Here is a 13,174-nt window from a genome sequence, read left to right as displayed (position 1 = left end):
GCTATTTTCCTCCTTCGCTTAATGCTTCATAAATCGTATTGATATTATGGCGATACATTCCTATATAAGTTCCTTCTTCTGTTCCTTCCTCACCCATTGCATCAGAGTAAAGCTCCCCGCCTAATGTAACGTTAATTCCTTCACTTTTCGCTCCTTCTATGACAGCCTTGATCGATTTTTCATTAATACTTGATTCGATAAATACGGCAGGAACTTTATACTTTTTAATAATGTCAATCGTATCATGAATATCTGTAATACCGATTTCGGAATCAGTGCTAAGTCCTTGAAGACCAACTACTTTAATGCCGTGCATTCGTCCGAAATATCCGAAAGCATCATGCGCTGTGACAAGAACTCTTTGACTTTCTGGAATGTCCGCAAGCTTTTCGGCTTCTTTTTTCAAATCAGCTAATCTAGCAAAATATTTCTTTTTATTTTCTTCAAAATAATCTGCGTCTTCCGGAGAGAATTCTTTTAATTGTTCAACCGCAGCATCCAATGCCTGCTGCCAAAGGTCCAGATCAAACCAAATATGAGGATCAACTACCCCTTTTTCATCCTTTAAAAGAGATTCTTCAGGAATGGTTTCACCGACTGCAAGAACAGGTTTTGATTCAGAGATCTTTTCAAATATTTCAACCATGTTCGCTTCCAAATGCAATCCGTTGTAAAAAATGATATCTGCTTCTTCAAGAGTTTCCATATCACTTTGAGTAGCCTTATACAAATGAGGGTCTACTGACGGCCCCATTAAACTTTTGACATTTAAACGATCGCCGCCGATTACAGACAACGGCTCGCCAATTTGTGCAATCGTTGTGACGACATTAATTTTTCCATCTTTTGATCGTTTGGATGCTTCTTGTCCAGAACTACACGCGCTTAACACCAGCAAGGCACTAATTAAGAATAAGCACCCCATTTTTTTCATAACATTTTTCATTTTTTCGCACTCTCCTTTTATTTTTATGAATTGATTTGATTTTTAAGTCAGCCCATCTCTCTAGTTTATTGGTGAACGATTTCTATTAAATATCGACAACCATTCTGGCAAATTGTGAATTCAGGAATCAAACATTGTCCGTTTTTTATAGAAAACTCCTATATGTAACCTCAATTTGTTTTTATTCCTGAGAAGAAACAAAACTGAAAAAACGCAATCAATGAATAAATACCAAAACACTTACAGACATGAATTTCATTTCGCTAGTTGATTTGTTTCAGCTTCGCCATTCAGCTTACCGTTTGGCTTAATACTTTACAGAAAGTTGCCGGCTTCATGTTGCACAAATAGGAAATTTTTCCATTCCTTCACCTACTTTTTTACCATAGTTATAAATATTGCCTAAGGGCAAACTTTATGTTAAAAAAAATTCCTTCACACATATTTATTTTATTGAGTTTAAATTTTGTTGTTATTGCATATATTTTTCCTTAATGCAAATTTAATACCATTTTTGAGAAACTGTCAAGTATAAACTATCTGAATGAACGGGAGAAATTAAAACGAAATGAAAGAACCGCATTCGTACTCAGCGGTGCAAAGAGATGAGGAACACTCGCACAAGTATCCTAATGAATGATGATCAAGGAAGGATTTGCTTGTTATTTCTAATACCGGATAACTAAGATACAATTTTCTCAACAATCATAAAGAGCCTTATTAAGATACGAATTATATATAGATCCCATCAGAGCTGTTTGTTTATCGATTTCAATATGGGACTCCTGCAATAAATTTTCTAAAGTCTCGGTCAATCTTGTTGAACCGGGAAATTCTTGATTGAAAAAGACCACGCACTTCTTCAAGTACAACGACCGTTACACAAATTTAAAAAGGGACAACAATGAAACTATTGTTATCCCTATTTTTGTTTAATATATTTTGGCGCAATCCTTTTTAGTTTGAGCAGATCCTCTGTGGTGTCAATGTCAAATCCCCATTCTGAATTTTCAAACGGTACAGCCATTAAGCTGGAATAATGTTTTTGGACAACTGATTTTCCTCCCTCATCACCTTGAATTTGCTCAAATTCATCAAATAATTCAGCATCAAACAATACAGGGTGTCCAAGCACATTATTATACTTAGGGCGGAAAATGCGGACACCTTCTTTTCGATATTGATCATAAGATTCTAGTAATTTAGTTATAACTATTGGAGGTACAAAGGGCTGGTCTGCCAAAAATACGAAGACTGCATCCGTTCGTCCCTTTAAAGCCTGAATCCCTGCTTTAAGAGAGGAAGCCATGCCGGATTCATAATCCCGATTCTCAATGATTTCTATTTCTGTTAAATCAGATGTGTGTTTGCGCAGCTCTTCGATATGTTTGCCGCCGACCAATACAATTGGTTTTAAGCCAGCTGCGGTAGCGGTGTTCACAGAGTAGCGAAATAATGGCTTCCCACCTAGAGATAATAACAGCTTAGGTTTTCCCATCCGTTTTGACATTCCGGCTGCTAAAATAATTGCTCCAACCTTTTTCAAACCATCTCTCCCCCAGACTCATTGTCACTGTCTCAATTCCTCAACCGCACCCAGCAAATACACTTCCGCTTTCTCACCTGCATTAAATCCTTTTCCCCCAGGCACTTTAACGAGACAATTGCTTTCCAGAAAGCTGGACAGAACATTAGAAGCTTGTTTCTTTGATATTTTCACTCTTAGTTCACCGGTTGGGGAAACGTACGTTAATCCTCGTAAAAACCGGGTGTGAAGCATTTGCTTCCCTTCAATTGCCTCGTCACATACAACCGTTACCCGTTTCGGCAGCGGATCCTTAGAACCGCTCATATAGCGTATAGCAGGCAGCACATAAAGATGTGCATTGACGTAAGACGAAGCTGGATTTCCTGCCAAAGCAAAAATCGGCTTATCCTGCCATACTCCGCACAAAACTGGCATTCCAGGGCGAGCTAATGTTTTCCAGAATATCACTTTCGCATTAATTTTTTCAAATACCTTTCCAAGGAAGTCATATTCGCCCATGGACACGCCTCCGCTTGTTACTAAAATGTCCACCTGCTGTAGAATCTCTAGCATCTTTTTTTCTAGCTCTTCTACTTTGTCCGGGGCAATCCCGAAATAAACCGGTTCACCTCCTGCTTGACTCACTTGACCGGCCAGCATTACGCCGTTACTGTCACGAAGCTTTCCAGGGACGATCGGCTCGTCTACGTTTAATAATTCACTTCCCGTTGAAAGAATACCAACCTTAGGCTTCGCATAAACCGCAACAGATGCAATCCCGAATGTAGCGAGCAGACCCAGTTCAATTGGTCCTAAAAGCGTCCCTTGTGTGAGGACGTCCTTCCCTTCTTCAACATCTTGTCCCTTTTTGGCAATAGCGTCGCCAATTTTAACCGATTGATAAACCAAAACGCTTTCGCTATCTTCCATTGCATTCTCAGTTTTCTCTACCATAACGACTGCGTTTGCACCTTCGGGGATAGGTGCTCCCGTCATAATGCGGCTGGCCGTACCTTGGGTAATTTTTTGTTGAGGTAAATATCCAGCGGGAATCTCTTCCAAAACCTTCAGCTTTACCGGGTCAGAAGCGCTGGCATTGATCACATCCTCCGCACGCAGAGCGTAACCGTCTACAGTGGAACGGTCAAACATAGGGACATCGTGATCAGCCCTTACCGTTTCCGCTAGATAGTACCCAAGAGCTTTAGACAGAGGTATGGTAATAACCGGAAGGGGACGTATCACAGAGAGAATAAGACGTTGTGCTTCTTCAAATGGGATAGGGGAAGAATTCGGGATATATAACATGCAATCACCACCTGTATATTTTGAAATGATCCTGCGCCTTTCATTAGTTGAAAAATACGTTCTTTTGTCCCTTCAGTCGACCGACAATTTCGTTGTTATCATAGCGATTAGCAGAAATATATGTTCTTTTCTCCCCCCGATCTGTTTTATCCTCCAATATAGTACATCTCTATCTTCTTTTTGTTCGGCATCGTTGTATTGTTAAATCTTTCTTCAGAGTAACGATCAGCTCGACGGCTCCAAACATCCTGAATGAGATTCCTAATTTCTTCATCCTTTGCCCCGCTGCGGAGCTGCGCCCGCAAATCTGTCCCTTGCGAGGCAAATAGACAGGTGTAAAGATTGCCGTCCGCTGAGAGTCGAGCTCTTGTGCACGTGGAACAAAAAGAGTCCGTTACGGAAGAAATAATGCCTATTTTCTCATTTGTGCCGCGATAGCGATAACGAGAGGCTACTTCTCCAAAATAATTGGACGGGATTGGTTCTAACGGCATTTCAGCGTTCACACGTTCGAAAATTTCTTGCTTAGATACCACTTGTGTAAGATTCCAGCCGTTGCTATTTCCTACATCCATAAATTCAATAAAGCGTAAAACATGTCCGGTCCCGCGGAAGTGACGCGCCATGGGCACAATGTCCTGATCATTGATCCCCTTTTGTACAACCATATTCACTTTCACCTTCATACCTGCCTTTGCGGCCGCTTCAATCCCTTCAAGAACTGTTTTGACGTCACAGCGGCCGCCGTTCATTTGGCGAAAAACTTTATCATCTAAGCTGTCCAAACTAACGTTGACACGGTGAAGACCAGCGTCCTTTAACGCTTTCGCATGTTTGGCAAGAAGAGAACCGTTCGTAGTCAAAGCAATGTCAGAAATACCCTCTATAGAACCGAGCATTTCAATTAACTTCGGCAGCTCTTTGCGCAGCAACGGCTCTCCCCCTGATAGGCGAATTTTCTCGACGCCAAGTGAGGCAAAAATGCGAGCCAGTCGAGTTATTTCCTCAAAACTGAGCAACTGATCATTTTTGAGAAATTGAAAATAAGGACCAAAAATCTCCGCTGGCATACAATAGCGGCAGCGAAAATTACACCGATCAGTAACTGAAATGCGCAAATCACGGAGAGGACGCTGAAGGGTATCGGTTATTTTGTTCATATTGCCCATTTTTACACTCTCCTATCATGCTAACATTATTTTGGAGAAAAAGCTTCTCATGAAAATTTCAAGTTGTTCCGAATTTTTGAAACTTTTTGATGCAGGCGTTGATGAATCAGTTCTCACTCGTTTTTTAGTTACCGCCTAAAAATATAAATGGCGGAGGATGGAGAAGACTCCATCTAAAACTCCGTCATTTGTTTCAATTTTTCAAGCAAGCTTATTTTCAAAAACGAGTGATACTCTGGTACTGTCTCCGGTACTGCTTATAAAACCTGCTGACCTTGGTTTATAAAAAGGAGATGGCCGGAAATCCTATTATATGTTTCTATCAAGTTGAAAATTATGTCTAGTCATTCTAAATCTTCAGACAATATTTTCGGTGTGCACCAGCTCCTGCTCCTCAGATCAGAGTCAAAGATAGCTTGATTAAAAGCTTTGCTTAATGTCCTTCTCAGAAAAATTGTTTTAATGTTCGAATGCTCATCATGGCAACTTCCTAATGATTTCATTATTTTACTGTTGAAAAGATATTCCATTGATCTGATTGCAGTTGATCACATAATTGAGCGAGAAATCTTCCACCGTAGGCGCCATCAATTGTACGATGATCAAATGAAGCATTTAATGTGATCATCGGCTTTATCAAAGTTTCATGACGATTCGTTAAAACAGGCTGTTCTATTATATTTCCAACTGCTAAGATGCCGGTTTCAGGAGGATTTACGATTGCCACAAACTCGTCAACTCCAACTGAGCCAAGATTGGAGATTGTGAAAGTTCCTCCACGCATTTCTTCAGGCTTCAATAAGCCTTTTCTCGCTTTTTCAACCAATTCTGTTCTTTTTTCTGCAATCTCGATTAAGGACAATTGATCTGCCTGATGGATGACGGGAACAACTAAACCGTCATCAATAGCAACCGCTAGACCAATATTAATATCTTCATGCTCCAAAATATAAGGATCTCCTTCAGAATCTATGAATGAGGCATTTACCCTCGGGAATTTCTTCAATGTTAAAGCCACCGCCTGTATGAGAAAATCATTAAATGATAAACGAACGCCTGCCGAATGTTCAATGCTTGAAACTACTGCCTGCCGCAATTGCACAATGGATGATACATCGACTCTTTTCTTGATTTGGAATTGAGGAACATTCATAAAGCTTGCGGTCATTCGCTGCGCAATCGTTTTTCTCATACTTGTAAGGTTAACCCTTTTCCCTTTAGCATGTATCGATGCTATGACTTTATTTTCTGTTTTAACACTTTGATTCACTACATTTGCAGCTGCTTCCGCCACATCTTTCAGAATCACTCTTCCCCTTGGTCCCGAGCCTTTAATTTTGGTTAGATCTACTCCGCGCTGCTTTGCAAGTCTTCTAGCTGCTGGAGAAACTCGGATTCTTTCAGTCTTTCCTGGTGAGATGTTCTCTTCTTTTACAGGATTATGATCGGAGCTGCCTTTTTGTTCGGTGGAATGTTTACCACTCGATACATATGCAAGAACAGTTCCTACTGGTACAGTTTCACCTTCATCCACAACAATTTCTTCTAACGTTCCCTCTACTTCTGATTCAACCTCAAGACTGGATTTTTCAGTTTCTACAATTAAAATTGGGTCATCTATTTTAATGGTATCACCAATTTTGACCTCCCATGAAACTATACGAGCCTCTTCCATTGATGAATCCAATTTAGGAAGTACAATTTCCTGCCGCACCTTTTTTCCTCCTTCGTCATAACACATAGATAGCATCTTTTTGTATATATAAATTGCAATTATTTATCAAAATGCTTTCAAATAATTGTTGTACTGTGCCATTACACTGTTTCCATTTGTAAATACAAAGATTTTTTTACTCCTTGAATGATATCTTTCGTTTGTGGGAGCATTTCTTTTTCTAAATTTAAGTTATATGGAACAGGAACATCTTCCGCCCCCACTCGTTGTACCGGTGCATCCAGATCATCAAAAGCCTCCTCTTGAATTCTGGCAGCAATTTCAGCTCCCCAGCCGTAAGAACGAGTCGCTTCATGCACAACAACTACTCGGTTCGTCTTTTTTACTGACTCCTTAACTGTTTCTATATCTAGAGGAACAAGAGTACGCAAATCAATTACTTCAGCATCGATTCCTTCTTTTTCTAATTCTTTTGCAGCTTCAAGCGAAAACTGTACCATTCTTGACAGCGTAACAATCGTAACATCCTTTCCAGACCTTTTAATATCCGCCTTTCCTAAAGGAATCGTGTATTCCTCTTCCGGAACTTCTCCTTTTTCGCCTCCTCTGTTTTTTTATTTCTTAATTACTCAACTTTCGCACACAGAAATATTTAAGCATTGCTTGATATAATTAGGTATAGTGGACAACCATTTATTCATTTGATTTTTAAAGATGTCCATGTTCAAAGAAACCTCGGCTTCCGCCAAAGTTTGGAAAAGGTCAATAAGTGATTGAAGGGCAGTAATAAAATCTATGTCTTTTACATCTTCGCAAAGGATGTAAAAAAGGGTGCCAATCGTCTTAGGATCCTCCTCTTTTCCCATTTGCCAAGCAATGAGAATATATCGTGTAAAAACAATGGTTGTATGGCTAATTAACATGTCGTAGGAACGTCCCTGGAATTCTTTCTCTAAATTTAAAAGGGATTCATTGCATTTGAAGAAGACTTCAATGTCCCAACGCATGCCGTAAATACGAATGATCTCTTCATTTTCTAATGTTGTATCTGTGCTGAGAATGGCAAGCCATTCGCTCCGTTTATTACGGTTTCGTACAAATAGAATTTTTACTGGAATTCCATTGTCTAAAGTAGCATAAACGGATCCGCGAATGTCTTTTTTACCCATGTGAGGTTTTGCCAATTTGTAAAGTTGATTCAGTGTGAAACGTTCACCATTGTAAACGTATCGCTGCTTTAATTGCTTCACCATGCCAATGACAAATAACCCTTTGTTCGTAATCTTCTCAATTAAAGGCGCTTGTGTAAACCAGGAATCCATGAGAACATAGTCAGCTACAATCCCTTTTTCAAGCGCATGATCAAGTAAAGCTGAAGCCACGTCCGGTTTTGATTTCAGAGCTTCCTGGCGACGCTTATAGCCAGATGTTCGTTTATCAATATTGGGATTGATTTCTTGCAGGCGATTTTCCTTTTTCGGTGAACTTAGAAGAGCAAAATCAACGGGAATAAAAGTAAAACTATCGGTCCAGCCAAGGGTAAGCATTTGAAACCCTTTCAAGTACTGATGGGTAGAGTGATCAAAAACCTTAGCCAACAGTTCAATCGACTTACTACGGTTTCTTGAAAAGACAGAATCATCAATCACAAAAGCTGTGACACGATCTTTTGAAGTTAATGGTTGAAGCAGACGGATCATTTCACTGCTTAATGAAAGCAGAAACTTTCTCCAATGATAGGTTGGTGTATTTAAAAAGCGATAGACTGTATCCTTTCCGGGCAGATCCTGAGATCGTTTACTCATAAAAGCACGAAACCAGTTCTTATATTGGAAGACTAAAAGAAAAATCAGTTTGAAAACAGTAAGACAAGAATACCCGGAAAGTTTCGTAATATTCGCTTTTCTTAAATGATATCCAATATTTAATTCGGAAAATCCTTGTTTAATTTCTTTTGGTAATTGCGCAAAGTAGTCTTTATTCGTTATCATAGAGGTGACACCTTTCTTTTGGATTTGGTTTCGTCACCAATATTTTACCAAAAGAATAGGTGTCTTTCTTTATGTTTTAAAAAATGTCAAATGATAATTTTGTACTTCCCAAAACCATTTACATCAAGCATTTAAACAAGATTTTGGACTGCGAAAGCTGAGTTTAATAAAAAAGACCTTTTTTATGTCAATATAATTTTTATTATTTTCTATAAATTCTAAATGAAGTTACTATTATTAAATTTCTTGCTTAATTCAGGCAACCAACCATTAGGAGAGATGAGTACGTCAAATTGTGCAGGATCAAATAGAATATGGTGATAAGACAAAAATCTTAAAGATGGAAAATATCATGCAATTTGTTTTAGAAATTTTTCCCATCCACTTTTCAAAGACATAAAAATAAGAGTATGATAACGTTCCGTTAAAAAAATAAAGTTGTTTTCCCATTTTCCTTACCAATATAACTTTTACATTTTATTCGGCTTTCTTCTGTGAATCTTTAAATTTATTAAATTTGTTGCTAATAACTGGGCTTTTGCTTTATTATTTGAAATAGATGTTGCTTATACCAATTTAATACAGTGATCTCAACAATTGGGCTTTCAAATTTTTGGGTATTTTTGGAAGAATGGTATTTTATCCTTTTGTGTAAGAAGAATATGGACGGAACAGGCAAGGTGGCAGCCGATTTGAACTTTGCAACTATCTAAAAAAGAATTGGCGTGCTTTCATATTTCAGCTTTAACTTTACGTGATAAAGCATTGGGCATCTGCTCAATGCTCTATTGTTTGTTCATTTTACGCAGAGTGGTGAAAAGGTTATGGAATTTGTACTGATTGTATTGCCGGCTTTTATCATTTTTGCAGTCGGATATGTAGGGCAAAAAACAATTGGCTTTGACATTAAATCTATTTCGGTCATGACGACATACTTAATGTATCCGTTTCTTGTCTTCCGGACATTTTATACAAACAAAATTACACTTGATTATTTTTATATTCTTATATTTTGCTTGCTTTTATGTTTCATATTAATGGTTATCGTAAAAATTGTAAGTAAATTAAAAAAATTGCCGCAATCGATAGAGTCTGCCATGATGTTATCAGCTGTTTTCATGAATAGCGGCAACTATGGGGCCCCAATTATATTGTTTGTTTTTGGTCAAACTGCTTTTGATTATGCAGTCATCATGATGGTTATCCAGTCCTTTTTAATGAATACGATCGGTCTTTACTACGCTGCCATTGGCAGCAAAGAAGACAGCAGCATAAAAAGCGCCCTTATGAAAATAGTGAAAATGCCCGTTTTATATGGTTCAGCTGCCGGCATTTTGCTTCAAATCCTGCATGTTCCGGTGCCTGATTTCATCATGCAGCCTGTCGGTTTGATTGCCGATGCAACGATTCCGACCATTATGGTCATTCTCGGAATGCAGCTCGCCAACATCCAGCTAAAAAGTGTGAAAGCTGGCGACGTCGCTTCCATCTTTATCATTCGCATGATCATATCGCCTATTATTTCAATTGGTATTATTCTTTGTCTTCCGCTTGAAGACTTGCTTGCAAAAATTTTAATCATTCTAGCATCTATGCCTACTGCAGCCAACACGACAATGTTTGCTGTTCAATTTCAAACAGAACCAGATTTAGTTTCATTCAGCACATTAACCACGACGCTGGCCAGCATTGCTACAGTGCCGCTCTTGCTTGCGCTGCTCTCTTAAAAAAGAAACGAGCGAGCAGCATTACATGAACGGCAGCTCAAATGCGTCAAATGTGTCACATCTCTTTCATCATATTTTGCAAAATGTCCACCAGCTTTTCGATACCGACTTGCAAATCATGCTCGCTCAAATAAGAATAGCTGATGCGAATATAATGTTGTTTCGGTTCATGAAGAAAACAGGCGCTTCCGGGCAAATAAGAAATCTTATTTTTCCGAGCTGCTTCTTGCAATTTTATTGGCTGAATCATGGATGGAAGTTTAATCCAGGCATTCAATCCGCCTTTTGGTTTATAAATCATTACTTCCTCTAAATTTTTGAATGCGTCAAGAACCGTATTTCTTCTTAATTCAAGCGCAATTTTTAGTTTTTCCATATGATTTTTCATCCGCTCCGTCCGCAAAATGGGAAGCAGCGCTTTTTGCGGTAAGAGCGGGCTTCCGATATCCATCGTCGCTTTCGTGCCGTACAGCCAGTCGAATAAAACCCCATCCACAATGACAGCCGCAATGCGAATGCCTGGCGCAGTTGTTTTGCTAAATCCTTTAAGGTAAATGACGTGACCGTTTTTATCAAAGAATTTTATTGGCTTTGGCACCGTAATATTGTCAAATGAAACTTCGCTGAATGAATCGTCTTCTAAAATTAAAAAATGGTACATTTCTGCTAGTTCTACCAATTGCTTGCGGCTCTTTTCCGGCATGCATGTTCCAGTAGGATTTTGAAAGGTTGGGTTTACATATAATAGTTTTGGTTGATGCACCTGCAATTTATCCTCCAATTCATCTACTTTCAATCCCTCTTCATCTACTCCAATCGATACGACTTGAAATCCTTTATTGACAAACACATCAATGGCCGCACCATAACAAGGGCTTTCAACCATCACAACATCCCCTGGACTTAACAAAGTTTGCGCCACTAAGTCAATTCCTTGCTGTGCACCGCTTGTAATGATCATTTTGTCGTGTTTAACAGATAAGTGATGGAAGTTAAATAAGTAATTGGCAATTTCATACCTTAATTCTTCATCTCCTTCAATAGGACCATATGTCGACAACACAAGGGGATGCTGCTCCAATATTTTTTTCATTTCTTGAACAAGGAAGTGAGATGGAAGCAGCCTTGGATAAACGACTGCTTGGGAAAAGTCATAAATCTCTTTTTCACGATAGGCGAGATATTGTGATCTTGTTCCATTCATCTTCATCTGATGCTGCCAGCCGAAAGATTCAGAGTGCTTTTCATATGATTTTTTCTTTCCCGCTGCAACAAAAACACCTTTACCTTGCTGAATCTGTATATATCCTTTCAATTCCAGCAGTTTGTAGGCTTTTTGCACCGTCAGAAAGCTTACATTAAGTTCATTTGCTAACGATCTTAAAGAAGGAAGCCTTTCACCGTGAAGAAGCATGCCCGATTGAATCCGTTCTTCGATTTGCCTGCTGATTTGTTCATAATATGGGGTGCCTAATTTTTTATTAATCGATAATTGCATTGTCTCCCCTCCCATTACATAAAAGACAAAAGATAAAAGCGCATAACTGTTATACAGTGCATTGTACTGTTATATACCGTTGTCGTTATAATATCAAAAAACTTAACAAAAAGGAGTTATTCGTCGTGGTTATTTTGAATTACTGTTTTATATGCTTAATTTTTGGAACAACTTTTTTAGCTATCAAAATCGGAATTGAAGCAGGGGCACCGCCGTTTTTTTCAGCGGGAATGCGTTTTTTTGCCGCTGGGGTGATTATGATGGCCGTCTTTAAAATGCGGAACTATCGATTGAAAACCGTTTTATTTTCCTCTTCGCTCGTGTTTAACGGTTTTTGCTTAACTTTTATCACTTTTGCTTCATTATATTGGGCTGAGCAATTCATCCCGTCCGGACTAGCTGCTGTATTATCTGCAACAGGCCCGATGATGGTGCTGCTCCATCAGGCAAGAGAGAATAAACAACCGATCAAAAAAGAACAATTAGCAGGGATGGCGGTTGCTTTAATAGGCGTCTTTTTGATCTCTTCACCGGGGTTCTCTTTGTCTGTCTCCGGCATGTGGGTTTTGGCTTGCTTTATGATCATATTAAGCGAATGGTTTTATGGACTTGGGACAGTTCGGGCAAAAATGTTTACAAGCAAACATCCGGATATCTCGCCGTTTCTTTCAAATGCCGTACAAATGTTTTACGGCGGCATTTTCTTATTGGCTGTATCCTTTTTAACGGGCGAACAAGGCAAATGGCTGCTGCTGGCAAGCTATGAAACGGTGTTATCACTGCTCTATTTAATCATCATCGGCTCCATCGTCGGCCACGGGCTGTATTATTGGCTTGTTTCAAAAACAAATCCGGTTTTTCCGTCAACTTGGCTTTACATTTCGCCTCTTGTCGCGCTAATCGCCGGCTACATAATATTAAATGAAATCATGAAACCCATTACGCTGATCGGCGCCTTCTTGATCTTATTTGGTGTATTTTTAACTAATCGATCAACTTTTTATGAGTATTGGAAAAAGGGAGCGCTATTTCACAGGACCGCTTCAAAAAATTTTGATTGAAAACTCTGGAATATTTTAAAAAAAGCCGTTAAATCCCTGCGACAAAAACTTTCAGTGTGCCATTTCATCCATAGCGATTTAAAAAAATGAGGCCAGCTTGCCTCTCTCATTCAGAGGACAAGCTGGCCGGATTCTTTTGCACAGCTCTCTTAATATGTTTTAAAATTACCCATTACTTGATTTTTTTCAGATCGGCCACGTTGCGGCAAATGAAAGAACGACGACTTATCTATGTGCAAAGTGGACTATTTTCAACAATAAAAAAGCTTGC

Annotated in this window: 10 protein-coding genes; 2 read left to right on the top strand and 8 right to left on the bottom strand. The window is 39.0% G+C overall.

Translation table 11 applies throughout. The features are described from left to right. Position 1: 1 nt before the first annotated feature. The 7 genes from RI196_RS02455 to RI196_RS02425 form a co-directional block, all read right to left on the bottom strand. Entirely contained in the window at positions 2-946 is a 945-nt protein-coding gene (locus RI196_RS02455; RefSeq protein ID WP_311066835.1) for a metal ABC transporter solute-binding protein, Zn/Mn family, read from the bottom strand. Between the two features lie 922 nt (positions 947-1,868). Continuing rightward, positions 1,869-2,492, bottom strand: a complete 624-nt coding sequence (locus RI196_RS02450) for a nucleotidyltransferase family protein (RefSeq protein ID WP_311066834.1) — start codon at positions 2,490-2,492, stop codon at positions 1,869-1,871. 24 nt (positions 2,493-2,516) lie between these two features. Continuing rightward, entirely contained in the window at positions 2,517-3,782 is a 1,266-nt protein-coding gene (locus RI196_RS02445; protein ID WP_066246947.1) for a molybdopterin molybdotransferase MoeA, read from the bottom strand. Positions 3,783-3,928: 146 nt separating this feature from the next. Next, positions 3,929-4,951, bottom strand: coding sequence for a GTP 3',8-cyclase MoaA (gene moaA, locus RI196_RS02440; RefSeq protein WP_375338780.1), 1,023 nt, complete (start codon positions 4,949-4,951; stop codon positions 3,929-3,931). Positions 4,952-5,453: 502 nt separating this feature from the next. Further along, positions 5,454-6,665 carry a dihydrolipoamide acetyltransferase family protein gene (locus RI196_RS02435; protein WP_311066833.1) on the bottom strand — a complete coding sequence of 404 codons (1,212 nt, stop codon included), beginning with the start codon at positions 6,663-6,665 and terminating at the stop codon, positions 5,454-5,456. Between the two features lie 101 nt (positions 6,666-6,766). Next, positions 6,767-7,171, bottom strand: coding sequence for a transketolase C-terminal domain-containing protein (locus RI196_RS02430; RefSeq protein ID WP_311067317.1), 405 nt, complete (start codon positions 7,169-7,171; stop codon positions 6,767-6,769). 84 nt (positions 7,172-7,255) lie between these two features. Further along, on the bottom strand, positions 7,256-8,617 hold the full coding sequence (locus RI196_RS02425) for an IS4 family transposase (protein WP_311066832.1): 1,362 nt from the start codon (positions 8,615-8,617) through the stop codon (positions 7,256-7,258). A gap of 824 nt (positions 8,618-9,441) precedes the next feature. On the opposite strand from RI196_RS02425, the gene RI196_RS02420 reads away from it, so the two are divergent. Beyond that, the gene (locus RI196_RS02420) at positions 9,442-10,344 is read left to right on the top strand and encodes an AEC family transporter (RefSeq protein WP_063387889.1); all 903 of its coding nucleotides are present in this window, start codon (positions 9,442-9,444) and stop codon (positions 10,342-10,344) included. Between the two features lie 55 nt (positions 10,345-10,399). On the opposite strand, the gene pdxR is transcribed toward RI196_RS02420, so the two are convergent. Next, on the bottom strand, positions 10,400-11,842 hold the full coding sequence (pdxR, locus tag RI196_RS02415; RefSeq protein WP_311066831.1) for a MocR-like pyridoxine biosynthesis transcription factor PdxR: 1,443 nt from the start codon (positions 11,840-11,842) through the stop codon (positions 10,400-10,402). Positions 11,843-11,967: 125 nt separating this feature from the next. Here pdxR and RI196_RS02410 point away from each other — a divergent pair, with 125 nt between their 5' ends. After that, a complete protein-coding gene (locus tag RI196_RS02410; protein WP_094245053.1) occupies positions 11,968-12,903 on the top strand; it encodes a DMT family transporter in 936 nt (311 codons plus the stop codon). Positions 12,904-13,174 lie beyond the last annotated feature (271 nt).

Origin of the sequence: Aeribacillus composti, from assembly GCF_031760945.1 — a bacterium.
In the GTDB taxonomy this organism is placed as follows: Bacteria; Bacillota; Bacilli; order Bacillales; family Aeribacillaceae; genus Aeribacillus; species Aeribacillus composti.
The sequence above is the reverse complement of the archived record's forward strand: the minus strand, read 5'-3'. Positions and strand labels throughout refer to the sequence as shown.

Excerpts from the sequence above, each read along its gene's own strand:
- RI196_RS02455 (WP_311066835.1), bottom strand. The coding sequence starts at position 946 with ATGAAAAATGTTATGAAAAAAATGGGGTGCTTATTCTTAATTAGTGCC.
- moaA (WP_375338780.1), bottom strand. The coding sequence starts at position 4,951 with ATGGGCAATATGAACAAAATAACCGATACCCTTCAGCGTCCTCTCCGT.
- RI196_RS02445 (WP_066246947.1), bottom strand. The coding sequence starts at position 3,782 with ATGTTATATATCCCGAATTCTTCCCCTATCCCATTTGAAGAAGCACAA.
- RI196_RS02425 (WP_311066832.1), bottom strand. The coding sequence starts at position 8,617 with ATGATAACGAATAAAGACTACTTTGCGCAATTACCAAAAGAAATTAAA.
- RI196_RS02420 (WP_063387889.1), top strand. The coding sequence starts at position 9,442 with ATGGAATTTGTACTGATTGTATTGCCGGCTTTTATCATTTTTGCAGTC.
- pdxR (WP_311066831.1), bottom strand. The coding sequence starts at position 11,842 with ATGCAATTATCGATTAATAAAAAATTAGGCACCCCATATTATGAACAA.